27 protein-coding genes are annotated in these 22,794 nt (G+C 32.5%); 26 read left to right on the forward strand and 1 reads right to left on the reverse strand.

Going from position 1 to position 22,794, the window contains the following annotated elements:
* The first annotated feature begins 15 nt into the window (after nucleotides 1–15).
* The 22 genes from WMO19_RS00945 to WMO19_RS01050 all read left to right on the forward strand — a co-directional run bounded on the left by WMO19_RS00945 (nucleotide 16) and on the right by WMO19_RS01050 (nucleotide 17,937).
* A complete protein-coding gene (locus WMO19_RS00945) occupies nucleotides 16–1,257 on the forward strand; it encodes a hypothetical protein (RefSeq protein WP_349169840.1) in 1,242 nt (413 codons plus the stop codon).
* Nucleotides 1,258–1,267: 10 nt separating this feature from the next.
* Nucleotides 1,268–1,483 carry a hypothetical protein gene (locus tag WMO19_RS00950; RefSeq protein WP_349169841.1) on the forward strand — a complete coding sequence of 72 codons (216 nt, stop codon included), beginning with the start codon at nucleotides 1,268–1,270 and terminating at the stop codon, nucleotides 1,481–1,483.
* Nucleotides 1,480–1,635 (forward strand): CD1375 family protein, encoded by a 156-nt coding sequence (locus WMO19_RS00955; RefSeq protein WP_349169842.1) that lies wholly within the window; start codon nucleotides 1,480–1,482, stop codon nucleotides 1,633–1,635. The genes WMO19_RS00950 and WMO19_RS00955 overlap by 4 nt, the downstream gene beginning before the upstream one ends.
* A gap of 70 nt (nucleotides 1,636–1,705) precedes the next feature.
* Nucleotides 1,706–1,870 carry a CD1375 family protein gene (locus WMO19_RS00960; RefSeq protein ID WP_349169843.1) on the forward strand — a complete coding sequence of 55 codons (165 nt, stop codon included), beginning with the start codon at nucleotides 1,706–1,708 and terminating at the stop codon, nucleotides 1,868–1,870.
* Nucleotides 1,871–1,921: 51 nt separating this feature from the next.
* Entirely contained in the window at nucleotides 1,922–2,272 is a 351-nt protein-coding gene (locus WMO19_RS00965; protein WP_349169844.1) for a hypothetical protein, read from the forward strand.
* A gap of 11 nt (nucleotides 2,273–2,283) precedes the next feature.
* Nucleotides 2,284–2,907, forward strand: a complete 624-nt coding sequence (locus WMO19_RS00970; protein ID WP_349169845.1) for an NlpC/P60 family protein — start codon at nucleotides 2,284–2,286, stop codon at nucleotides 2,905–2,907.
* Nucleotides 2,897–3,157 (forward strand): hypothetical protein, encoded by a 261-nt coding sequence (locus tag WMO19_RS00975; protein ID WP_349169846.1) that lies wholly within the window; start codon nucleotides 2,897–2,899, stop codon nucleotides 3,155–3,157. Before WMO19_RS00970 ends, WMO19_RS00975 begins: the two co-directional genes overlap by 11 nt.
* Nucleotides 3,144–3,452, forward strand: a complete 309-nt coding sequence (locus WMO19_RS00980; RefSeq protein ID WP_349169847.1) for a phage holin, LLH family — start codon at nucleotides 3,144–3,146, stop codon at nucleotides 3,450–3,452. Before WMO19_RS00975 ends, WMO19_RS00980 begins: the two co-directional genes overlap by 14 nt.
* Before the next feature lie 9 nt (nucleotides 3,453–3,461).
* Nucleotides 3,462–3,719 carry a hypothetical protein gene (locus tag WMO19_RS00985; RefSeq protein ID WP_349169848.1) on the forward strand — a complete coding sequence of 86 codons (258 nt, stop codon included), beginning with the start codon at nucleotides 3,462–3,464 and terminating at the stop codon, nucleotides 3,717–3,719.
* Nucleotides 3,720–4,216: 497 nt separating this feature from the next.
* Nucleotides 4,217–4,546 carry a hypothetical protein gene (locus tag WMO19_RS00990; RefSeq protein ID WP_349169849.1) on the forward strand — a complete coding sequence of 110 codons (330 nt, stop codon included), beginning with the start codon at nucleotides 4,217–4,219 and terminating at the stop codon, nucleotides 4,544–4,546.
* A gap of 323 nt (nucleotides 4,547–4,869) precedes the next feature.
* Complete coding sequence (locus WMO19_RS00995; protein WP_349169850.1) at nucleotides 4,870–5,190, forward strand: hypothetical protein; 321 nt, start codon at nucleotides 4,870–4,872, stop codon at nucleotides 5,188–5,190.
* A 9-nt stretch (nucleotides 5,191–5,199) separates the two neighbouring features.
* A complete protein-coding gene (locus tag WMO19_RS01000; RefSeq protein ID WP_349169851.1) occupies nucleotides 5,200–5,379 on the forward strand; it encodes a ribbon-helix-helix protein, CopG family in 180 nt (59 codons plus the stop codon).
* Complete coding sequence (locus WMO19_RS01005) at nucleotides 5,376–6,212, forward strand: hypothetical protein (protein WP_349169852.1); 837 nt, start codon at nucleotides 5,376–5,378, stop codon at nucleotides 6,210–6,212. The genes WMO19_RS01000 and WMO19_RS01005 overlap by 4 nt, the downstream gene beginning before the upstream one ends.
* A gap of 112 nt (nucleotides 6,213–6,324) precedes the next feature.
* Nucleotides 6,325–6,549 (forward strand): hypothetical protein, encoded by a 225-nt coding sequence (locus WMO19_RS01010; RefSeq protein WP_349169853.1) that lies wholly within the window; start codon nucleotides 6,325–6,327, stop codon nucleotides 6,547–6,549.
* A gap of 186 nt (nucleotides 6,550–6,735) precedes the next feature.
* Nucleotides 6,736–7,194 (forward strand): IS200/IS605 family transposase, encoded by a 459-nt coding sequence (gene tnpA, locus WMO19_RS01015; protein ID WP_009431087.1) that lies wholly within the window; start codon nucleotides 6,736–6,738, stop codon nucleotides 7,192–7,194.
* 322 nt (nucleotides 7,195–7,516) lie between these two features.
* On the forward strand, nucleotides 7,517–8,419 hold the full coding sequence (locus tag WMO19_RS01020) for an RluA family pseudouridine synthase (RefSeq protein WP_349169854.1): 903 nt from the start codon (nucleotides 7,517–7,519) through the stop codon (nucleotides 8,417–8,419).
* A gap of 1 nt (nucleotide 8,420) precedes the next feature.
* Nucleotides 8,421–9,797 (forward strand): NAD(P)/FAD-dependent oxidoreductase, encoded by a 1,377-nt coding sequence (locus WMO19_RS01025; protein WP_349169855.1) that lies wholly within the window; start codon nucleotides 8,421–8,423, stop codon nucleotides 9,795–9,797.
* An 80-nt stretch (nucleotides 9,798–9,877) separates the two neighbouring features.
* Nucleotides 9,878–11,275 carry a tRNA (N6-isopentenyl adenosine(37)-C2)-methylthiotransferase MiaB gene (miaB, locus tag WMO19_RS01030; protein WP_349169856.1) on the forward strand — a complete coding sequence of 466 codons (1,398 nt, stop codon included), beginning with the start codon at nucleotides 9,878–9,880 and terminating at the stop codon, nucleotides 11,273–11,275.
* Nucleotides 11,265–13,877, forward strand: coding sequence for a DNA mismatch repair protein MutS (gene mutS, locus WMO19_RS01035; protein ID WP_349169857.1), 2,613 nt, complete (start codon nucleotides 11,265–11,267; stop codon nucleotides 13,875–13,877). The genes miaB and mutS overlap by 11 nt, the downstream gene beginning before the upstream one ends.
* Nucleotides 13,874–15,733 (forward strand): DNA mismatch repair endonuclease MutL, encoded by a 1,860-nt coding sequence (gene mutL / locus WMO19_RS01040; protein ID WP_349169858.1) that lies wholly within the window; start codon nucleotides 13,874–13,876, stop codon nucleotides 15,731–15,733. Before mutS ends, mutL begins: the two co-directional genes overlap by 4 nt.
* Nucleotides 15,734–16,642 (forward strand): tRNA (adenosine(37)-N6)-dimethylallyltransferase MiaA, encoded by a 909-nt coding sequence (miaA, locus tag WMO19_RS01045; protein ID WP_349169859.1) that lies wholly within the window; start codon nucleotides 15,734–15,736, stop codon nucleotides 16,640–16,642.
* Between the two features lie 8 nt (nucleotides 16,643–16,650).
* On the forward strand, nucleotides 16,651–17,937 hold the full coding sequence (locus tag WMO19_RS01050) for an aminotransferase class I/II-fold pyridoxal phosphate-dependent enzyme (protein ID WP_349169860.1): 1,287 nt from the start codon (nucleotides 16,651–16,653) through the stop codon (nucleotides 17,935–17,937).
* 131 nt (nucleotides 17,938–18,068) lie between these two features.
* Here the strand turns inward: WMO19_RS01050 and lexA are convergent, their stop codons facing one another.
* Nucleotides 18,069–18,689 carry a transcriptional repressor LexA gene (gene lexA / locus WMO19_RS01055; protein ID WP_019124438.1) on the reverse strand — a complete coding sequence of 207 codons (621 nt, stop codon included), beginning with the start codon at nucleotides 18,687–18,689 and terminating at the stop codon, nucleotides 18,069–18,071.
* 196 nt (nucleotides 18,690–18,885) lie between these two features.
* Between lexA and WMO19_RS01060 the strand changes: the two genes are divergently transcribed.
* The 4 genes from WMO19_RS01060 to WMO19_RS01075 all read left to right on the forward strand — a co-directional run bounded on the left by WMO19_RS01060 (nucleotide 18,886) and on the right by WMO19_RS01075 (nucleotide 22,525).
* Entirely contained in the window at nucleotides 18,886–19,182 is a 297-nt protein-coding gene (locus WMO19_RS01060) for a LysM peptidoglycan-binding domain-containing protein (RefSeq protein WP_349169861.1), read from the forward strand.
* Between the two features lie 125 nt (nucleotides 19,183–19,307).
* Entirely contained in the window at nucleotides 19,308–20,846 is a 1,539-nt protein-coding gene (rny, locus tag WMO19_RS01065; protein ID WP_349169862.1) for a ribonuclease Y, read from the forward strand.
* A 49-nt stretch (nucleotides 20,847–20,895) separates the two neighbouring features.
* Entirely contained in the window at nucleotides 20,896–21,861 is a 966-nt protein-coding gene (locus WMO19_RS01070; protein ID WP_349169863.1) for a tyrosine recombinase XerC, read from the forward strand.
* Between the two features lie 31 nt (nucleotides 21,862–21,892).
* Nucleotides 21,893–22,525 (forward strand): copper amine oxidase N-terminal domain-containing protein, encoded by a 633-nt coding sequence (locus WMO19_RS01075; RefSeq protein WP_019124434.1) that lies wholly within the window; start codon nucleotides 21,893–21,895, stop codon nucleotides 22,523–22,525.
* Nucleotides 22,526–22,794 lie beyond the last annotated feature (269 nt).

Here is a 22,794-nt window from a genome sequence, read left to right on the forward strand (position 1 = left end):
GAGGAAAGTGAATTTATGATTTTACACAGATGGGGGAAATATACAACAATTTCGGTGCCTGGAGGTACAACATATTACGCAAATCCAGGTGCAGAAGTGTTTTTAGGAACGCAAAATATTGGAGATAGAGACCCTGGAGATGAGTGGATAAGTGGGTATGATGTTTATCGATTAACAAGAATAGAGAGTGTTCCAGGAGGACAATGGAATGACCATCGAATTTGGGGAGTTTTAGTTGGTACTTACAGTTCATCATATAGAAAAAAAGGCTCTAAGATAGGTAAGGTTACTGATGAAAATAGAAGAGCTTATCCAGATGACGGTCAAAAGGGCGATTATTGGTATATCTATGAGGGAGTAGATAACCAAGCACCTACAATCTCTGGTAAAGATGAGGACTTAGGTGGATTTAAAGCACCTTTTAAAAAGATCTTTAGTGTAAACGACCCAGACAGCAACGAGACCCTAAACGTCACAGTAAAACTCAACGCAGCAACAATCCGAACAATAAATAATGCGACAAAAGGCGAGTCTTACGAAATTGATATTGATAAGGAAAAATTTGATGGGTTAGAACTGAACAAAGAAAATACAATCGAGATTACGGTTACCGACTCTAAAGAAGCAAGTGCTATCAGACGATATACTTTTAAAAAGATAAATTCTAACCCAGTTGTAACAGTGACTAATTCAAACCTTGGGGAGCAAAATAAGCCCTTTAGTTTTTCTTTTAAGGCTAATGACCCAGATGGCGATGACATTACAGTTAAGGTCTATATCGACGATGTACAAGTCCAAGACCTTGGAAAAGTAACACCAGACCAATCAAAGACAGTTAGCATAGGTAAACTTGACTATGCCAAGTTAAAAAATGGAAACCACAAGATTAAAATTGAGGCGACGGATTCTTTTAACGCTAAGGGTGCTAACTACATTGAGTTTAGTAAAAACATCACTTATTGCTGGTACAGATTGACAAAAGAGGTTGACGCTCAACCGTCTGCAATAGTCACGAATGTGTTGGCTGAACTTGCCAAGGGTGCAAAACTTACTGTTAAAGTATCCTTAAATGCCAAGGACGCTAATCCAACTTGGGAAGTTGTTCCAGAAGAGTTAATTGGTCAAAAATATAATTTTAAGACTAAAACAAAAACTGCAGATAAGTGGTGTATTGGTGTGGAAGTTAGAATTGATAGAGACAAAACAGAAGAGGGTTTTTACTCATATTTCTATGGCTTTGTAGGAGCTTACATGTAAGGAGGATATTATGGCGGTAGAATTTATTAATGAGAAGTCTTTAAAGGAATTGCAAAAGGCTGGGGACTCTGGGGCAATCCTAGAGGAACTTAAACAGATTAATGACGGAAATTTAGCACTTGCTGAGGCAGTTGCAACAAACTATGAGACAAACCTCGAAAGGGCAGAAAAGACGGATGAAGTTTTAGCTACAATTTATGAAACTATTTTAGGAGGTCAAGCATGATTGATTTATATGTTGGATTAGTAATTAGAGGAAGAAGAACTTGTGATGTAAACAACAAGGATGTAAAGTTAGTTCCTGCCAATTTAAGGGATGCGGTTATCGCAGAACTTAAGGGACAAGGATATGACGAAAATGGTAAAAAGATTAAATAAGGTATTAATTGGATTTGCTTTAGCAAGTCTTTTTTTATACGAATTTTTGAATAGGAGAGGAGGTGTAAGTATGCTAGATCTATATGTTGGATTGGTATCTCGCCAAAGAAGAACTTGCAATCCTGAAAATAAAAAGGTTAGACAAGTGCCAAAGATTTGGAGAGAGGCAGTTCTTGAGGATTTAAAGGCTCTTGGTCTTGATGCTGATGGTATGCCAATTGACATCGAGGGTTAAACTTTAGGGAGGCTTAGTCCTCCCTTAAAATTTTAAAGGAGAGGTGACAGCATGGAAAATGAAAGAATAACGGATCATGAAATTAGGATTGCCAAGCTTGAAGAAAATGATAAAACGCAGGATAAGAGAATCGAAATGCACGGAAAGCAGATTGATGAACAAAAGGAGTTAAGTAGAAGGCAAGACTTAAATATAGAGATTATAAAAAAAGATGTGTCAAACATCGATAGGACAACAAAAAAGACTGATGACAAGATAGACAAGCTATATATAGACAGGATATCAGACCACTACATCAAGCCTAATGAGAGGACTAAGAAGTACATCGACGATGCGGTTAAGGTTGTATTTGGGATAATTATTGCAGCCTTTGTTTACTTCCTTTTCCCTGGTCTTAGGTAGGAGGTGGAAAAATGCTTGATAAAAATAAGGTAGAAAAGTTTATTAAGGCGGCTATGGTATATGAGGGTGATTTATATTCACAAGCCAAGAGAATGGAAAAAGGGTACAGTGACTGCTCCTCTATCCCATACAAGGCTTTGAAGGATACTGGTATGCTTGATACATCACAAACTCAAAGGACAATATCCACTAAGTTTATGAGAGATGGCGACCCAAGAATGTATCAAATACCAATGGCAAAGCTAGAGAGAGGAGATCTCCTCTGGTGGCAGAAACCTGGTATCAACTATTACTATGGACACACTGGGATATATCTTGGAGATGGTAAGGTCCTAGAGGCTATCAAGCCAAGGGCTAAGATTACAAGTATCAAAAGGTTGCCTTGGCAGAGGGCTTACAGGATTAAGTCCTTGGAGTCTAGTGGCAAGGTCACACCACCTACTAAGCCTAAGGTAGAGCCTAAAGTTGGTCCTTATGTACCAATTATAGTTAGGGGTAAGACTGTCAAGGCTGCAATCCTAATCGACAATGTATCCTATATCACAGTCAAGGGCAAAAATGTATCTGTAAGAGACTTCTTTGAAACTCTTGGCATGACTGTAACTTGGAAGGATAGGAAAATTTATGTCGACTAGGAAGAAAAAGAAAGGCAAGGGACAGTACAGCAAGGCTCTTGTGACTATGATAATTTGCTTAAATATCGTATTTACAATAGCAGTATTTTTTGTCTTTGCAAGGACTGGAAGTGAGCCAAGTACACTGATAGCTACTTGGTTTTCTTTTACCACTGTGGAGCTTTGGTCTCTTGCAAGAATTAAGAAAAAGAAAATCGACAGAGAAATAAACGAGATAAAGTATGGAGGTAGTGATTATGACAGCCAATAACATTTTTTATGTAGTTTTGTCAATCGTGAGTGTTTTGGTAACAGGGGTACTTGTGCCAGTGCTTAAACAAAAGTATGGCAAGGAGAAAGTCCTTAGTATTATGGAGGCAGTGGATATAGCAGTTAAGGCTGCAGAGCAAATCTACAAGGAAACTGGTCAAGGAAATCTAAAAAAGCAGTATGTTTTGATGAGACTTAATGAGCAAGGTTTTAAAGTGACCGAAAAGGAACTTGATGACATGATTGAGGCAAGTGTCCTTGAGTTAAATCGATGGAAGATGGAAATTAGTAAATAAAATTATGAAATGAAACTTAGTATAAGATATAAGCCAAGATGTATCGACAGACCTTGGCTTATAAAAAGGGTTAATGGCAAGTATGGGCAACACGCCCACATGAAGTCCAAAAAGGACGCAGTTAAACTTAGAAATTTGTTGGATAAAAATTTGATGCCCTATAGTGATGACTTTAAAATTGCTGCAAAAAGACTTTTGACTGATAAAGAGTTTAAAAGGCTAGAAAATAGCAATTCAAAGACATATAAAGGTATTAAAAGAAATTAAAAAGGCTTATATGAGCCTTGTAGAGAGATGTTTTACAGAAAAATTTTTGTTTTTAATACTTTTAAGATAATTAGCCTGGGGATATAAATCCCTGGGCTTTTTTTATTGCAATAAAAAATGGGCAGAGTTAACTGCCCAGTAAAGTATGGTGAAAATTTTTGAATCGCCAAAATACTTTTACGCACCTAAATTATAACACAACTTATAAAAATATAAAATGGGCGGAAGTTAATCCGCCCAACAGAAAGTAAGAAAAAACCTAATTAAAGGAATTTTCCAAAGGCACACATAAGTTTAGAGCCACCCCCGCTATCGCAGGGAAAAGGACACTTAAACTGTGTGCCTACATCGATGTAAGACAAGTATATCACAATAATTTTAAAATGAATTAAAAAATTTTAAAATATTTTATAAAAATTGTTGACATTGTTCGACAAGTGCTATATAATATAATCAGAAAGTAAGAAGTAACCAAATTAAAAAAAAGGAGTTAAACCATGAAAAAGAAATTAAACCAAAACTTAACTAACGAACAAATCGAAAGACTAATCAACGCAGGAGCAAGCAGATGGACAAAGTACGAAAGAGACAGGCTCTATATTAAAAGGCTTGCAGATCTAATCGGATTAAGCTACACAAAGTACAACACAGGAAACATTTCAAGTGCAGAACTTAACGGTGAAACAATCTCAAACTCTGAATGTATAAGAATTTTAGCAGCTCTTGATAAAGCTTACATCGACCTTAAAACTAGCACAATCTACATCGATGGCAGAGACGATGCTGCAGAAGTTATAATTGCAGGCTTAGAAAATTATTTGGCATAAGAAAAAGGAGCTGATAACAGCTCCTCTTCTTTTAACGCTAGTGTCGTTAAATATTAACATTTTTCAATCCGCAGCCATTAAATGGCTGAAATACTAGCGTTATTGCATATAAATATGTTTCAATCCGCAATCAAAAATATCGTGCAACCGATTTCTTGATTGGACTTAATTATATAATGGGCGACAGACTTTGTCAATGATAAAAAAATTAAAAAAAAACTTGAAAAATTTTAAAATTATTGTTGACATTGTTCGACAACTGGGGTATAATAAATATAGAAAGTAAGGAAAGTAAGAAAATAAAAATTAAAGGAGAAACAAAAATGAAAAAGAATTTAAACGAAGTATTAACAATGGTAGCAGAAGAACAATGGCAAGAACTTTACAACAATCTAGGATGGACATACATGGAAGCAATCCTAAATCAAGACGGCTCAATCGAATACAGAATTGAAGATAACCTATCTGACGACGAAGAAGAAATAGTAGCAATCCTGCCATTAAAGCCAAGCTACTGGGCAGATACACTCACTGACTGGGATCTATACGACGAAGCAAACAACACAGTAAATACTGATGCAGACCAAGAAAAAATAAATGAATTTATCGAAGAAGTTTTAAAAGACGCTTTTGTAGAAAGATAAGGAGAACTTATGGCAAACTTAACAAAAAATAACAGAATAGCAATAAGGGTGGATGACCTCGTAAAAGAGGTTATCCAAGCTCAAGCAAAAAAGGAAAATCGTAGCATGAGTAACCTTATAGAAAATCTTATACTTTATACTTATGCAGACGAGATTGAGAAATTGAGAAAAGAAAAGGGCATAAAATGAAAAGCGTTGAATTTGTAAAAATTATAAAAGGTAATGGTTATACCACAAAAATTGAAATTGATGAGAACCAAAAAATATACGATAGCATATACTGTACAACTTACATTGGGACGCAAAAAATCGAAAAATGCACAATTAGAAGTTTGAGTGACAGGATAGAAGTACGATTTAACAACGTTACAGATGTAGACTGCATAGGTCAAAAAGTGGTAGGCATTTATGTTTTTGACCCTGACGCAAGAGAAGAACTTGATGAAGTTATAAAAAAGATGAGATCTATAAAAGATTACCAAGACCAGTATGTCCTTGATGACAAGGAAAAAGCAATCCTTGACGCTGATACAATCGAGTTTGGCTACGACCCATACGAGATGAGGGTAAAATTAACATCAACTCCAGTAGTGGCTTACATCAAAAAATATTTTGAAAGCCATGACCACCTTGATTTTAAATTGGATCACTACGAATTAACTAACAGAGTGAGAAGAAGTGAGGACTTAAGAGCCTACACTATTAAAAATGGCAAGCCATCTGGTTTTTATACAATTGCCGATATCCCTGCAGAACTTTTTGAAAAAGTTGTAATCTTTGAACTGGAGAAATTTTTAAAAGAAATCGAAGATGAGAAAAAAGCTGAGGAAGAAAAAGACATAAAACGAGAAGAAAAAATAAAAGCACTTGCGCAAAAGGCAAAAGAAACTGGTGAAAAGCAAGTATTATCTCATTATTTTGTTGAGTGCACAGACGACGAAGAGGACTGCGACTTAGATCTCGTTGAAATCTTAGTAGATGAGGACGGAAAAACATCAAAAAGAATTACTCATACTTATTAAAAAATTTTTTGAAAAAACTTTTAAAATAATGTTGACAATGTTCGACAAGTGGGCTATAATGTAATCAGAAAGTAAGAGATAGCACTAAATGTATTAAAGGAGATTAAAAAAAATGAAAAAGAATTTATTAAACTACGAAAACCTAATGAATGTAAACTACGACGGAGATAATGAAATTTACGAACTTGAATTTCAAACTGATGGTAAATCCTATTTTATATGCGTAAATGCAGCCGACCACGAAGCAGCAGCAATTGATGAAGATTATTTTGACAATAAAAAATTAGTTGAAGAAATCATAGAAACAACTGACGAAGAAGAAATTGAAGAAAATTAAATAAAAAAAATAAGCCCTGCTTGATGCGGGGCTTTTATTTTTTGTGACTTTAGTCAGTTGAGCACGCAACGCGTGCGAAACAAAAAACTACCCGCTATGCGGGTAGGCAACCATAGGTTATACCAAAAAATCACCTTCGTATTATAATAGAGTTGTTCAGACCTAAAATAATAAGAGGTGATTAATATGGCACAAAAGGCAAATTCATTATCACACACAAAATGGATGTGTAAATATCATATTGTCTTTACACCAAAGTATAGACGAAAAATAGTATTTAATCAATACCGAGATAGTTTGGGAGAAATATTTAGGACATTATGCAAATACAAAGGAGTAGAAATAATAGAAGGACATTTAATGCCAGATCATGTGCATATGTTAGTTAGTATTCCCCCAAAAATATCAGTGTCAAGTTTCATGGGATACTTGAAAGGAAAAAGTGCACTAATGATGTTTGACAAGCATGCAAACCTAAAATACAAATTTGGAAATAGACATTTTTGGGCAGAGGGATATTATGTAAGTACGGTAGGATTAAATGAACAAACAATAGCAAAGTATATAAGAGAGCAAGAGCAACACGACATAGCAATGGATAAATTGAGTGTAAAAGAATACGAAGATCCATTCAAAAGAAGATGAATGAAGCCCTTTCAGGGCTAGCTAAAGAGGCAAAAACAATAAGGTTTGAACAAAGTGAAAACCAGCGCCTTGAGACGCTGGTTGGTATCACTCGGGCTTATAGCCCGTGATCAAACCACCCGTTTGACGGGTGGTTATGATTATGTAATTTACTCTCCCAGTGTTACTCGGTCAAATCTCGTCAAAAATCGTCAAAAATAAATGGTATTTTTTGATATTATTTGGATTTTTAATTTTTAAAAATATTGATATTTATGGCTAAATACTCTAATATATAGCTTGTATGATAATTTTTTGGTATGTGGGGGTTAAAAGGTGACTTATGTACAAAAATACTTTTCTAGTAAGTACTCTTGATGTTGATTCTAGACTTGATAAATTTTTAGATCAAAAACTTGAAATAAATAGATCGCAAATAAAAAAACATATTGAATCGGGAAATATTTTATTAAATGGAAAAATCGTAAAGGCAGGATATAGTTTAAGGGAAGGGGACACTATTACAGTTTCCTTTGAAGATGAGGAAAAACTTCTTCCAGAAAATATTGATTTTGACATAATTTATGAGGACGAATATCTTGCTGTAATATCAAAGCCCCAGGACTTAGTAGTACATCCAGGTGCAGGAAATAAAAGTGGAACTCTTGTTAATGGTTTACTTTATAAATTTAAAAATCTATCTAACCCAATAGATGAAGATAGACCTGGCATCGTACATAGGCTTGATAAGGATACATCTGGTCTTATGATTATTGCAAAAAATGATGAGGCTTATTATAAACTGGTAGATATGTTTAAAAATCGAGAAATCGAAAAACATTATTTGGCAATAGTCCATGGTAATATCTATGAGGACTTTGATGTTGATGCACCCATTGGAAGAGATCCCAATAATCGAATTAAAATGAAAGTTGTTGAAGAAAATTCTAAGCATGCCTCTACAAGCTTTCATGTTGTAAAAAACTTTGATAAATTTACTCTCTTAGATGTAACACTACACACTGGTAGAACTCATCAGATTAGAGTGCATTTATCCTATGTAAATCATCCAGTTGTTGGCGATGAGACCTATGGCATAAAAAATAAATATAAAATTAATAAGCAGCTTTTACACGCTTATAAACTTAAATTTATTCACCCACTTACAGGTGAAGAACTTGAAATTGTTGATGAATTTCCAAAGAGATTCAATGATTTTATGGCTATCTTTAGCAAGGAGAAATAATTTGAATAAATATGATGTAATAATAGTTGGTTCAGGCGCAAGTGGCGTCTTTGCCTCTTACGAATTTAAAAAGTTAAATTCAGATTTAAAGGTACTGGTAATAGACAAGGGCAATACAATTTATAAAAGACAGTGTCCAATAAAAACTGGACAAGTTGAAAGCTGTATTGGCTGTAAACCTTGCAATATCATGAATGGTTATGGTGGAGCAGGTACTTTATCTGATGGAAAATATAATATTACAACAAATTTTGGCGGACAAATGCATGACTACCTTGGAAAAGAAGAGTCAATTGAACTAATGGAATATGTTGACTCCGTTCTATGCAAATTTGACGGCGGAAATTCAAAACTTTATGAGACAAGTGCATCAAATTTAAAAACTCTTGCCTTAAAACATGACTTACACTTGCTAGATGCCAAGGTTAGACATTTTGGCACAGATAGAAATGTGAAAATCCTAGAAAAAATTTATGAGTGGACTAAGGATAAAGTTGAAATAATTTTTAACACCACAATAGTTGATGTTGAAAAAAATGAAAATTTTAAACTTACTACTGACAAGGGTGAAACTTTTTACTGTGACAAATTAGTTCTTGCTTCAGGAAGAAGTGGCTCTAAATGGATTTCAGAAGTTTGCAAAAAATTTAATATTAATTTATTTTCAAACCAAGTGGATATTGGTGTCAGGGTTGAACTACCTGCAGAGGTTTTTAAACACATAACAGATGCAGTCTATGAGTCAAAGATAGTTTATCAAACTAAGGGCTACAACGACCTTGTAAGGACTTTTTGCATGAATCCTTATGGACAAGTAGTAGCTGAAAATACTAACGGCATTATAACTGTAAATGGGCATTCTTATGCTGACCCTAAGCTTCAATCAGAAAACACAAACTTTGCTCTTTTAGTTAGCAATACTTTTACAGAACCCTTTAAGGATTCCAACGAATATGGCGAATCAATAGCAAAACTTAGCAATATGCTTGGAGGAGGAGTTCTATTACAAAGATTTGGAGATTTGGTTAAGGGAAGAAGATCTGATAAAAGAAGAATGCTTAAATGCTTTACTGAGCCAACTTTAAAGGCAACTCCAGGTGATTTGTCCCTTGTAATTCCTAAAAGGCAACTGGACTCAATTATAGAAATGATTTACGCCTTAGATAAAATTGCACCAGGAACTGCAAATGACGATACACTTTTATATGGAGTTGAAGTTAAATTTTATAATTCAAGAGTTGAAACTGATTCAAATTTTGAAACTTCAGTGGACGGTCTCTTTGTAGTTGGCGATGGTGGAGGTGCCACTCATTCACTTTCACAAGCCTCTGCTTGCGGAGTCTATGTTGCTAGATATTTAAATAGTATTATGTCTTAAGAGTATGTGTAAGCATACTCTTTTCTTGATAAATAGGCTGTTTTTCAGTTATAATATAAAGATACGAAATGAGGATGTAAATGGAAAATAAAGAACTAATTAACGATATAAATAACAATGTAAATGAGTACATTAGAGATATAAAAGAAAATATTGATGAAAAGAAAGCCCTTGTCATTACTCATGGCTGCCAAATGAATGAGCACGATTCTGAAAAAATAACTTGGCTCCTTGAAAAAATGGGCTACAGCTTTGTAAAAGAAGTTGATGATGCTGATCTAATAATTTTAAATACTTGCTCAGTAAGACATTCTGCAGAGGATAAGGTCTACGGTCAACTTGGAAATTTAAAAAATTTAAAGTCTAAGAAAAAAAATATAAAAGTTGCAGTTTGCGGCTGCATGATGCAAAGAGAAGAGTCAAGAAATTATGTTGTAGAAAAATTTCCAAATGTGGATATTATTTTTGGAACAAATAATATTTGGAAACTGCCAGAGCTCTTAAAGTCATCCTATGAAGGCAAAAAACTTGCCATTGATATAGAAGAAAATCCACTTAGCATAGATAATACTCTAGGCGCAAATAGACTTTATAATTTTAAATCCTATGTGAATATTATGTATGGCTGCAACAATTTCTGTTCCTATTGCATAGTTCCTTACACAAGGGGAAGAGAAACGAGCAGAAGACCTCATGATATAATTAGAGAAATTGAAGAGCTTGCAAAAAATGGAACTAAGGAAGTGACTCTCCTTGGTCAAAATGTAAATTCTTATGGAAAAACTTTTGACGATAAATATTCTTTTGCAAATCTTCTTGAAGAAATTAATGACATAAAGGGAATAGAGAGAATTAGGTTTATGACATCACATCCAAAGGATATTTCCGATGAATTAATTTATTCCTTTAAAAATTTAGATAAACTTTGCAATTTCTTACACCTTCCAGTTCAAGCTGGTTCATCAAGAGTTCTTAAGATGATGAACAGAAAATACACAAAGGAAGATTATCTAAGAAAGATAGATAAGGTAAAAAGTGTTAATCCAAACATGGCCCTTTCCACAGACATAATGGTTGGTTTTCCAGGTGAAAGTGAAGAAGATTTTCTTGACACCTTAGATTTAGTTAAAAAAGTTGAATACGACACAGCCTTTACTTTTATTTATTCCATGAGGGAAAATACTCCTGCTGCAAGAATGGAACAAGTTCCTGATAAGGTTAAACATGAGAGGTTTGAGAGACTTTTAGATATTTTATATCCAATTCAAGAAAAGAAAAATAAAGCTTTTATTGGAAAAGATGTAGATGTACTTGTTGAAGATTTCTCAAAAAAGGACGATTCCAATGTAAGTGGAAGAACTGATGAATTTAAACTAATAAATTTCAAGGGCAATAAAATCGATATTGGAAAAATTCTAAAAGTTAGGGTAACAGAAGCAAATAGTTTTTCTCTAGTAGGTGAAAAAAATGAATCGTGAAAAATTAACTCCTATGATGCAGCAATATCTTGCTGTAAAGGATGAGAATCCTGATGCAATTTTATTTTTTAGGCTTGGCGATTTCTATGAAATGTTCTTTGACGATGCCCTTCTTGCATCAAGAGAACTTGAAATAACTCTCACAAAAAGAGATGCAGGTCTTGAAGAAAAGGCTCCTATGTGTGGAGTTCCATATCATGTGGCATCAGGATATATTTCAAAATTAATAAATAAGGGCTATAAGGTTGCCATTTGCGACCAAATGGAAGACCCAAAATTTGCCAAGGGCATAGTTAAAAGAGAAGTAACTCAAATTATTACCCCGGGAACCTTTACGGACACTGAATATTTAAAGAGTGACTTGAACAATTACCTTCTTTCAATTTTTATTCACGGTTATTCTTTAAATTTAACATACTCAGATTATTCAACTGGAGAAATTTATTTTACAGAAAAAACTTTTTTGTCAAAGTCCGAATTGTATAATTTCTTACAAGATGAAATTGACAGAATTAGTCCCAATGAAATTTTATTAAATGATGAAGTTACTTCAAAGTTTAAGGAGAAAATAAAAAGAGATAATATTTTTCTAAATCCTTATCTTTCAGATAATTTAAGGGAAATCAATTTATTTAAAGATCTTGGAGAATATTTTAGTGAAAACTTTAAAGAAAATTTAAAAAATTTTTTATCAACAAATAATATTTCTGATTACACATCACTAAAAAAGATATTACAGTACTTGGTAGTTACTCAAAAAATAAATTTAAAGCACATAAATAATATTAAACTCTATAATAATTTTGATTATTTAATCTTAGACGAAAGCTCAAAGAGAACACTTGAAGTTGTTAAAGGACTTAATACTTTTAGCAAAAAGGGTTCCCTATTAGATGTACTGGACAAGTGCAGCACCTCTATGGGTTCTCGTAAGTTAAAAAAATGGGTGGAAAGTCCACTGGTAAATTTAAATAAAATTTATGAGAGACAAAATTTAATAGAAGCCTTTACGAGAGACTTACTTCTTCAAGACAAATTGGAAAAAATCTTAAAGGAAGTTTATGACATTGAAAGGCTTGTAGTAAAAATTTCCAATGGAAGTGTAAATCCTCGTGAAGTTTATTCTCTTAAGAATACAATTGTAAATTCTAAGAAAATAAAAGAAATTTTAGAAATTTACAAGAATGATTATTTAAATTCTTTGGCAAGAGAATTTATAGATTTAAGTGATATTTACGAAAAAATAGATGCCCTTTTAATTGAAAATCCACCAGTTGTAATCGAAGAAAACAGGATAATTAAAGAAGGATATTCTGAGGACTTAGATGAGCTCTTTAAAATAGCCACAGAAGGCAAGAACTGGTTACTGGATTTTGAAAACAAAGAAAGAGAAAGAACTGGTATCAAAAAATTAAAGGTTAAACACAATAAAATTCTTGGATATTTTATTGAAGTTACTAAATCTTTTTTAGATGAAGTTCCAGATGATTACATTAGAAAACAAACCCTAGTTGGCTCAGAAAGATTTTTCTCTGTGGAATTAAAGGACATGGAAGGAAAGCTCCTTGGCTCTAAAGAGAGAGCATTGACATTACAAGCTGAAATATATAATGGTTTAAAGGACTATATAGCAGGAGAAATTTATAGGATACAAATTTTAGCAGACAAACTTTCGAATTTAGACTCAATTTTGTCTCTGGCAAAAGTTTCTAATTTAAACAATTATGTAAGACCAGACTTTAACCAAGAAGGCTTTATTGAAATAAAAAATGGACGACATCCAATAGTGGAAACTTACATGAAGGATGAATTTTTCGTTCCAAATGATACTTTTATTGACACTGATAAGCATATGATCCACATAATCACTGGTCCAAATATGGCAGGTAAGTCCACCTATATGAGACAAGTTGCCCTAATAACTATTATGGCTCATATAGGATCCTTTGTGCCTTGTGGCAGTGCTAATATTTCACTTGTAGATAGAATATTTACGAGAATTGGTGCAAGTGACAATCTTTCCAAGGGTCAATCTACCTTTATGGTTGAGATGCAAGAAGTTGCCGATATTATTGACAACGCAACGGCAAAATCCTTACTTATTTTAGATGAAGTGGGCAGGGGAACTAGCACCTTTGATGGACTTGCCATTGCAAATGCTATAATTGAATACATTGCAGAAAATATTAAAGCCAAGACTCTTTTTGCAACCCACTACCACGAACTTGTTCACCTTGAAGAAAAGTATGATTCAGTAGAAAATTTAACGATTGCAGTTGATAGGCAAGATGACGAAATAATTTTCTTGAGAAAAATTATAAAGGGTTTTACGAATAATTCCTATGGCATTGATGTTGCAAAGCTTGCTGGTATTGATGATACTATAATTAATAGAGCCAAAGAAGTATTATATGTAATAGAAAAGGAAAATGAAGATATAAGCATTGACTTAAATAAGGAATATATTAGAGAAGAAAACCATAATCCAGAAATAATGAACTTTATAGACAAGTTAAAGGAAATTAATATTCTAGAAATAAGCCCCATGGAAGCTTTTAATTTGTTAAATGAAATTGTAAATAAATCTAAGGAGTTACAATGATTAGACTTTTAGATGAAGCAACTATTTCAAAAATAGCTGCAGGAGAAATAATAGAAAACTCTGCCTCTATAGTAAAGGAATTAGTTGAAAATTCCATTGATGCAGGTGCAGATGACATTCTCGTTGAAATAAGAGGGGAGAGCACTGACTATATAAAGGTGTCAGACAATGGCTCTGGTTTTTCTGAAGAGGACCTTGAAGTTGCCTTTCTTCGCCACTCCACATCAAAGCTAGAGAAAATTGAAGACCTAGAGAAAATAAGGACACTAGGTTTTCGTGGAGAAGCTCTTGCAAGCATTTCAAATATTTCAAAAATCAAACTTATGACCAAGAGGGAAGAGGACCTTGCAGGTAACTCTCTCTTAATTGAAAATGGAAAAATTATAAAGAAAAATAAGGTTGGAATGCCAAAGGGAACGACCTTTGTCATAAGTGATGTCTTTTATAACACTCCAGTTAGAAAAAAATTTTTGCGAAAAGATTTAACTGAGATAAATAATATAATTGACATTGTGCAAAAAATTGCCCTAAGTAACAATAATATTAAATTTACCTTAATTAGGGATGGAAAAATTATTTTAAATACAGGAAGCGACAAGGATCCCATTAACAGAATTTTTAGTATTTTAGGTTCAGAAATTGCATCTTCTTTAAATGAAGGGTCTTTTGAATCTGAAAATTATAAGATTAAGGGATTTTTCTCAGACAACAAACTCTTTAGGTCAAATAGAGACAGTCAGTATATTTTTGTAAATGGCAGATTTATAAGAAACATCAACATATCAAGGGCAGTGGAAAAAAATTATCACTCATTAATTCCACTAAATAGGTATCCTGTCTTTGTATTATACCTTGACATTGACCCAAGGCTAATTGATGTAAATATTCATCCAAAGAAAAATGAAATAAAAATTTCCAACGAAAATATTTTATCTGCCCTTTTGTCTGAACTTGTGGAAGAAGTAATTTTTCCAAATAGAAGCATTAGAGAAATTGAAATAGAAGATAAAAAGGAAAATGTAAGTGTCTTTGACATATTTGAAGAAGATGAAAGTAATGACTTTGAAGAACAAAAAAAAGATACAAATTTAAAGAGTCTTTGGGATATAGAAAAGGAAACAAGTGAAGATTCTTTAAAGAAGACCTTTAATGAAGATGCTGTTTTATATAAATACAGCTTAAAAGAAGATATAAATTCAGAAGAAAAATTTTTCACTGAAGAACATGAAGAAGACAACTTTTTATTTAATAGTGAAAAAAGTCATATAGATGAAAAACTTTTAAATACAAGAATAGCAGGAGTTCTCTTTAAGACTTATATAATCTTAGAAAATCAAAGAGAGGGCATTACTTTTCTAGTAGACCAACACGCTGCCCACGAAAGAGTAAATTACGAGAAATTTTTGCACATGTATTTAAAGAGTGAAATTACTTCACAAATTTTACTAAAGCCAGAAATAATTGAGCTAAATCAAATTGAATACGATAAAATTTTAAATTATTTAGACTTATTTACAAGGCTTGGCTTTAAAATCGAAGACTTTGGCGACAAGTCGGTAGTATTAAGAGAAGTCCCAATGATTTTTGGCTTACCAACCTATGTGAATTTTATTAGGGATATTATTGATTCTCTGGACAAGGAAATTTCTTCTAACTATGAGGCTGATTTATATAAAATAATGAAAAAGGCCTGCAAGGCATCAGTTAAGGCTGGAGATGACTTATCAGATATGGAAATCGAGTCACTTATTAGGGACTTAAAAAATTGTGAAAATCCCTATACTTGTCCTCATGGCAGACCTACTGTTGTTGAAGTATCAAAACACACTATATCAAAATTATTTTTGAGGGAATAAATGGAAAATTTAGTTATAATAACAGGACCAACGGGAATAGGGAAGACTGAACTTTCTCTTGAACTCGCAAAAAAATATAAGGGCGAGATCATTTCCAGTGACTCCATGCAAATTTATAAAAAATTAAATATTGGCACTGCAAAAATTGACTTAAATAAAACAAGTATCCCTCATCATATGGTTGATATAATAGAGCCTTCTGATAATTTTACTGTTGCTGATTTTAAAAATTCTGCAAAAAAAATTATTACTGATATAAATAATAGAGGCGGACTTCCTTTTTTAGTTGGAGGAACGGGCCTTTACATCAATTCTCTTGTCTATAACTTAGATTTTACAGAGACTGAGCCAGACTATGAATATAGAGATGAACTTAGAGAGATCCTAGAGGAAGAGGGAAGTGAATTTTTATACGAAAAACTGCAAGATCAAGATAGGGATATGGCAGAAAAAATTCACAAAAACAACGGTCAGAGAATTATAAGAGCCTTGGAGATTTTAAAAAGTGGCAATAAAAAGGGCGACAATTTTCGAGAAGAAAATAAGGACTACAATTTAATTTACATTGGATTTAACATGGATAGGGCTAAACTCTATGAAAAGATTAACCAAAGAGTAGATAAAATGATTGACTTAGGTCTTGTAGATGAAGTGAAAAATCTTTTAGATGAAGGACTAGACAAAAACTCTCAATCACTTAAGGCTATTGGCTACAAGGAAGTGATTTCTTATTTAGATGGTGAGATAGATTTTGACGAAATGGTTGATTTAATTAAAAAAAATTCACGACACTATGCCAAGAGACAGCTTACTTGGTTTAGAAGAGATAAAAGAATAAAGTGGTTTGACAGAGAATCAGACACATTACTTTCTGATATAGAAAATTATATTGACAGTAAATTAATTTAGGAGAAAAGATGACAATATACGATAAATTATTTGAAGAAGAATATAATATTGATAAAAAAATAATTGATTTTGTAAATAAAAATGAAGAAAAATTAAAAGATAGATTTCAAGAATTTAGTGACATTGCACAGTATAATCAAGTTAAAATTTTAAAGGCCATGCAAGAAGAAGGTTTAAAATCTACAGATTTTAACTGGACTACAGGCTATGGCTATGGAGATATTGGAAGAGACAAGGTAGAAAGCATTTACACTAGAATTTTTAGGACAGAGGATAGCCTTGTGAGATCAAACATTGTATCAGGAACTCATGCAATAACACTTGCAATTAAATCTGTCTTAAAACCAGGAGATCACTTCTTATCTGTTACTTCTACGCCCTATGATACGTTGCAAAAAGTAATTGGATTAAGGGGAGACAGCCCTGACTCTTTAATAAAAACTGGATATGAATACTCTGAAGTGCCCCTAATAGATAATAAAATTGATGTAAAGAGCATCAAAAATTATATTAAAAAAAACACTTCTCTTGTTATTATGCAAAGGTCAACGGGCTATTCAAATCGGAGGGCCTTTACAATTTCTGAACTAAAAGAAGCAATTGATGAAGTGAAGAGGATAAATAAAAATATAAAAATTTTTGTGGACAATTGCTATGGAGAATTTACAGAACTTATTGAACCAAGTGAGCTTGGAATAGACATTATGGCAGGTTCACTTATAAAAAATCCTGGAGGAGGAATTTCCTACACGGGCGGCTATGTAGTAGGCAAGTCTGAACTTGTAGAAAGGGCAGCAAATATACTTACTGCACCTGGAATAGGAAAGGACTGCGGACTAACCTTTGGCATGACAAGACAAATCCTTCAAGGACTTTTTATGTCACCAAAAATTGTTGAAGATGCAATAAAGGGTGCTATGCTTTTTTCAAAATGTTTTGAAGAATTGGGCTTTAAAACTATTCCATCAAGTGATGACCCAAGAAGCGATATTGTCACAGCAATTGAACTAAAAAAACCTGAAATTTTAGAAACATTTTGCAAATACATTCAATTTTCTTCTCCAGTTGACTCAGAATTCACTCCTATGCCTTGGGACATGCCAGGATATGATGATAAGGTAATAATGGCAGCAGGGGACTTTATAGAAGGCTCATCCATAGAACTTTCAGCAGATGGACCAATGAGAGAGCCTTATTATGTCTATTTTCAAGGAGGACTCTCTTACTATCATATTAAATTTGCATTGATACATCTCTTAAATGCACTTGATAAGGAAAATTTAATCAGGATTTAAGATAATTAATATAATTTTTTTTGAAATAAAATAGGGATGTTTATACACATCCCTATAAAAAACTTATTATTTCTTTGTAAATAAAGTTTAAGATAAACACCCTTACTATCTATTAACAGTAAGGGTATTTTTTAGTTCATTTTTCTGTAAAGTCCAACAATTTTTCCCAATATATCGACTTTGTCAAAGTAGAAAGGTTCCATATTATCATTCTCAGGTTGAAGTCTATACCTGTCCTTTTCTTTGTAGAAAGTTTTTATAGTTGCTTCATCTTCTATTAAGGCTAAAACTTTTTCTCCATTTCTAGCAGAATTTGTCTTCTCTATAATTACATAGTCTCCGTCATAAATTCCTGCATTAATCATACTTTCTCCCTTAACTTTTAAAATAAAAAGCTCTTTGTTTGAAACAAAATCAACAGGGAGGGGCATAGTATCTTCAATATTCTGAACGGCTAAAATAGGAGCACCAGCTGTAACTCTGCCAACAATTGGCACATCTACAGTTTTCTTTTTAAGCATTAATATGTCGTCATCTTGGGGAACAATTTCAAGAGCTCTAGTTTTTGAAGCATCTTTTCTAATATAATTTGTAGATTCTAATTTTTCAAGGGCATAGTAAACAGTTGAAGTTGACTTAATATTACAACCTGCACATATTTCACGAACAGTAGGTGGGTAGGACTTAGATTCAATAAATCTTTTAATAAAAAACAAAATTTCAAGGTCTCTTTGGTTTAAATCTTCGTACATGGGTTTACCTCCTAATTTTTCTACATTAATAATATCATACTTAAACAAGTATTTCAAACGATAGTTTAAATAATTGTATTATTTCCTTGACATAATAGAACTTTAGTTGTAACATATGTTTAGAACTTATATTTGATACAACCGTTCATTACAAATGTTTAAACTTTATTCGAACAAATTTACATGAGGTGATTTTATGAAGAGAATTATTATTAATAAGCCAAAAGTTTTTTTATTTTTATTTATTATTTTTATGTTTAATTCTGGATTAATCATTAAAAAAGATGAAACTATAAATCTTATGAGAGAGGAAGAAGCTATAATAGATGTTTACACTGTAAAAAAGGGTGATACTTTGTGGTCGATTTCAAATAATTATGAATATAAGAATAAGATGAAATTTATTAATGATGTGGAAAAGTTAAATAATATTTCACCCTACGAGATTAAACCTGGTTATAAATTAGCTATACCAATATATGAAAACAAATAGATAAGGTTCATGCACACGCTTTTATTTGACTTATCCTTTTAAAAGATATACAATTATTTTAAGGCTTATGCCTAAAAATGATTTTAAAATTTGAAACATGAAAACTAAATAGGAGGTGTGTATGAATGGATTTTAATACTTTAATTATTGTCGTTATTATCGGTATTATTGGCCTGGCTGTTGGCTATGCTATTCGAAAATATATTTCTGAAGGTAAACTCAAAAATGCTGAAGAATTATCAAAAAAGATGATTTACGATGCTGAAAATCAAGCTCAAACTCAAAAGAAAGTTTTGCTCGTCGAAGCTAAAGAAGAGATTCAAAAACTAAGATCTGAGCAAGAAAAGGAAGCAAAAATTAGAAGAGCTGAAATCAAAGAAATGGAAGACCGTGTTATCTCTAAGGAAAAGCTTTTAGATAAAAAGTCTGCTCAAGTTGAACATAAGGACGAAAAACTTACTAAGAAATTAGAGGGTCTTAGAGAAAAGGAAGACCAAGTTGACGAACTTATTAAAAAGAGAGAAGAGGAACTTCAAAAAGTTGCTTGTCTTACCAAAGATGAAGGCAAAGAGATTTTGCTCAATGAATTGAAAAAAGAAATTACTAATGAATCAGCACTTATTATTAAAGAAAATGAAAATAGAATTAAAGAAGAATCCGGGAAATATGCAAGAAATGTAATTGCACAAGCTATTCAAAGATGTGCCGCTGACCAAGTTGCAGAATCTACTGTTGCTGTTGTAAATCTTCCAAATGATGAAATGAAGGGAAGAATTATAGGCAGGGAAGGTAGAAATATTAGGGCTATTGAATCAATAACTGGAGTAGATTTAATTATCGACGATACTCCTGAAGCTGTTGTGTTATCCTGCTTTGACCCTATAAGAAGGGAGATTGCAAGAGTAGCTTTAGAAAAACTTGTAAATGACGGTAGAATTCATCCGACTAAGATTGAAGAAACTGTTGAAAAGGCTAAAAATGAAGTTGAAACTATTATTAAGGAATCAGGTGAACAAGCAGCTTATGATGCTGGAGTTCACGGACTTCATCCAGAAATTATTAAATATTTAGGTAGACTAAAATATAGAACTAGTTATGGACAAAATAACCTTAAACATTCAGTTGAAGTTGCTGAAATTGCTGGAATATTAGCTGGAGAAATTGGTGCAGATGTTAAGCTTGCCAAGAGAGGCGGACTACTACACGATTTAGGTAAATCAGTTGATAGAAACCTTGATGCTCCACATGTTGACATTGGAGTGGAAATTGCAAGAAAATATCACGAATCTGAATTTGTAATCAACGCAATCCAGTCACATCATGGCGATGTCGAACCAAATTGTGTTGAATCAGTTTTAGTTCAAGCGGCTGATGCTATTTCCGCAGCAAGACCTGGGGCGAGACGCGAAACTGTTGAATCTTATATTCAAAGGCTTGAAAAACTTGAAGAAATTGCCAATGAATTTGATGGTATTGAAAAGTCTTACGCTGTTCAAGCTGGTCGTGAAATTCGTATAATAGTAAAACCCGAAAAAATATCTGAAGCAGAAATTACTATTACTGCTAGAGATATTGTTAAGAGAATAGAGGCTGAGCTAGATTTCCCTGGACAAATTAAAGTTAATGTTATAAGAGAAACTAGAGCAGTTGAATACGCTAAATAATTAAGAACCTGACTTGTGTCAGGTTTTTATTTTTGTAAGAGGTGATAGATTGATAAGTTCAAATTTAGTTGATGATTTCTTAGATTATATGAAGTCAACTAAGGGGTCTTCTGATAACACAGTTAAAGAATATTACTACGATTTAAGAGTCTTTGCTAGATTTATTAAAAGAAGAAAAAACTTAGTGGATGATTCTATTGATTTTAATGACATTCCCATTGAAGATATAAGTCCAGAAGTGTTAGAAAGTGTTACTAAACAGGATATTTACGCCTATAATGCCTTTTTAGAGAGGGAAAGAAAGATTTCCAATAGATCGAAATTTAGAAAAATTTCATCAGTTAGAAGCTTTTATAATTATTTATATGCTAAAATTGAAGTAATTAAGAAAAACCCAATTATTGATATAGATATGCCAAAGGTTGAAAAAACTCTCCCTGTCTATCTAACTTTAGACCAAAGTTTAAACCTTTTAAAGACAATTGAGAAGGCTAAAATGAAGCCAGTTTATAAAAAAAGAGATTATGCTATAGTAACCTTGTTTTTAAACTGTGGCATGAGGCTTTCAGAGCTTGCTGGTATAAATATTTCTCATTTACAAGATGATAATACATTAAAGGTCATTGGCAAAGGCAATAAAGAGAGAACTATCTATCTAAACGAGGCTTCTGTATATGCTGTTAATGAATATTTAAAGCTTCGTCCTCAAATAAAAGATGACGCCTTATTTTTGTCCATGAGAGAGCAGAGAATGAGCAACAGGTCAATTCAGCACATGATTGAAAAACACATGAAAAACTCTGGACTTGATACAAACAAATACTCTGTCCACAAACTCAGACATACAGCTGCAACACTGCTTTATCAATATGGCAATGCTGACATAAGGTCTTTACAAGAGATATTGGGACACGAATCTGTTAATACTACGGAAATTTACACTCACGTTAATAAAAAATCCCTAAAAAAAATGGTAGAATCAAATCCTCTTGCAAAAGTAAAAGAAGAGGATTAAAATTTAAAAAACCTATAATAAAGGAGAAATTATGAAGAAATTTAAAAAACTTGCAATTGTTGGAATAATGTCTATGGTATTAAGTACATCTGTTTTTGCAGCTGGAAAATTGCCAAAGGATGCCCTTGATAAAAATGTAAATATTTATATCAACAACAATCTACAAAATATACCAGAAGACATGGGTAGGGCATACCTCGACAAAAACACTAATAGAGTAATGGTGCCTATTAGATATATATCTGAAAATTTAGGCGCTCAAATCAATTTTTATCAAAGAAAGGAAACTAATACTAGTGGAATTTTAATTGGTGCCATAGATGTCCTTGTAGAGCTTGATATTAATTCAACTAAGGCAAAACTAAACTTAGGAGGAGAAGATTCAGTTGTAAACTTAGATTCTCCAGCAATTTTATATGATGGAAGGACTTATGTGCCTATAAGATTTATTTCTGAAACTTTAGGTCTTAATGTTGATTGGAAAGATGATTCAGTTTATATTTCTGGTAAATTTAAAACTAAGGGAAAGAGATATAATTATGAAGAAGATAATAAGGAAGAAGAAATAAAGAAGGACAATAATAGTGATAAATATTTAGATCAATTTAATATTCCAAGAGAAAAAGTTCAAGAAGGAAAAGAATCAAATTCTATTTTCCAATAATTTTTAGTTAATTTATATGATATTTTAAAATAAAAGGCAAAGTTAATTTGTTTAAATCTTTAAAATATCAATTTTCTATATTAAAAGTTTTATTGGTATGATAGGGTATTGGAAAATATTTGAATTAAGAGAGACGAAAATAGTCACAAAATAATAATTTTGTGACTATTTTTTATGTTTTTCATTTAAATTAGCTTAAAATTAGTTCTTTTATAAGTTCTCACATATTGGTAATTAATCAATGATTGTAGAACTTCTTATATAAAATT

It is taken from the genome of Peptoniphilus hominis (ex Hitch et al. 2025) (assembly GCF_040096015.1).
GTDB lineage: Bacteria > Bacillota > Clostridia > Tissierellales > Peptoniphilaceae > Peptoniphilus_A > Peptoniphilus_A hominis.

Coding starts and splice junctions, on each gene's coding strand:
- WMO19_RS00955 (WP_349169842.1), top strand. CDS start 1,480: ATGATTGATTTATATGTTGGATTAGTAATTAGAGGAAGAAGAACTTGT.
- lexA (WP_019124438.1), bottom strand. CDS start 18,689: ATGTACGAAGATTTAAACCAAAGAGACCTTGAAATTTTGTTTTTTATT.
- WMO19_RS01075 (WP_019124434.1), top strand. CDS start 21,893: ATGAAGAAATTTAAAAAACTTGCAATTGTTGGAATAATGTCTATGGTA.
- WMO19_RS00970 (WP_349169845.1), top strand. CDS start 2,284: ATGCTTGATAAAAATAAGGTAGAAAAGTTTATTAAGGCGGCTATGGTA.
- WMO19_RS00945 (WP_349169840.1), top strand. CDS start 16: ATGATTTTACACAGATGGGGGAAATATACAACAATTTCGGTGCCTGGA.
- miaA (WP_349169859.1), top strand. CDS start 15,734: ATGGAAAATTTAGTTATAATAACAGGACCAACGGGAATAGGGAAGACT.
- WMO19_RS00985 (WP_349169848.1), top strand. CDS start 3,462: ATGAAACTTAGTATAAGATATAAGCCAAGATGTATCGACAGACCTTGG.
- mutS (WP_349169857.1), top strand. CDS start 11,265: ATGAATCGTGAAAAATTAACTCCTATGATGCAGCAATATCTTGCTGTA.
- miaB (WP_349169856.1), top strand. CDS start 9,878: ATGGAAAATAAAGAACTAATTAACGATATAAATAACAATGTAAATGAG.
- WMO19_RS01000 (WP_349169851.1), top strand. CDS start 5,200: ATGGCAAACTTAACAAAAAATAACAGAATAGCAATAAGGGTGGATGAC.
- WMO19_RS01060 (WP_349169861.1), top strand. CDS start 18,886: ATGAAGAGAATTATTATTAATAAGCCAAAAGTTTTTTTATTTTTATTT.
- WMO19_RS00960 (WP_349169843.1), top strand. CDS start 1,706: ATGCTAGATCTATATGTTGGATTGGTATCTCGCCAAAGAAGAACTTGC.
- WMO19_RS00990 (WP_349169849.1), top strand. CDS start 4,217: ATGAAAAAGAAATTAAACCAAAACTTAACTAACGAACAAATCGAAAGA.
- WMO19_RS00980 (WP_349169847.1), top strand. CDS start 3,144: ATGACAGCCAATAACATTTTTTATGTAGTTTTGTCAATCGTGAGTGTT.
- WMO19_RS00950 (WP_349169841.1), top strand. CDS start 1,268: ATGGCGGTAGAATTTATTAATGAGAAGTCTTTAAAGGAATTGCAAAAG.
- WMO19_RS01010 (WP_349169853.1), top strand. CDS start 6,325: ATGAAAAAGAATTTATTAAACTACGAAAACCTAATGAATGTAAACTAC.
- rny (WP_349169862.1), top strand. CDS start 19,308: ATGGATTTTAATACTTTAATTATTGTCGTTATTATCGGTATTATTGGC.
- WMO19_RS00995 (WP_349169850.1), top strand. CDS start 4,870: ATGAAAAAGAATTTAAACGAAGTATTAACAATGGTAGCAGAAGAACAA.
- WMO19_RS01005 (WP_349169852.1), top strand. CDS start 5,376: ATGAAAAGCGTTGAATTTGTAAAAATTATAAAAGGTAATGGTTATACC.
- WMO19_RS01020 (WP_349169854.1), top strand. CDS start 7,517: ATGTACAAAAATACTTTTCTAGTAAGTACTCTTGATGTTGATTCTAGA.
- mutL (WP_349169858.1), top strand. CDS start 13,874: ATGATTAGACTTTTAGATGAAGCAACTATTTCAAAAATAGCTGCAGGA.
- WMO19_RS00975 (WP_349169846.1), top strand. CDS start 2,897: ATGTCGACTAGGAAGAAAAAGAAAGGCAAGGGACAGTACAGCAAGGCT.
- WMO19_RS00965 (WP_349169844.1), top strand. CDS start 1,922: ATGGAAAATGAAAGAATAACGGATCATGAAATTAGGATTGCCAAGCTT.
- WMO19_RS01050 (WP_349169860.1), top strand. CDS start 16,651: ATGACAATATACGATAAATTATTTGAAGAAGAATATAATATTGATAAA.
- tnpA (WP_009431087.1), top strand. CDS start 6,736: ATGGCACAAAAGGCAAATTCATTATCACACACAAAATGGATGTGTAAA.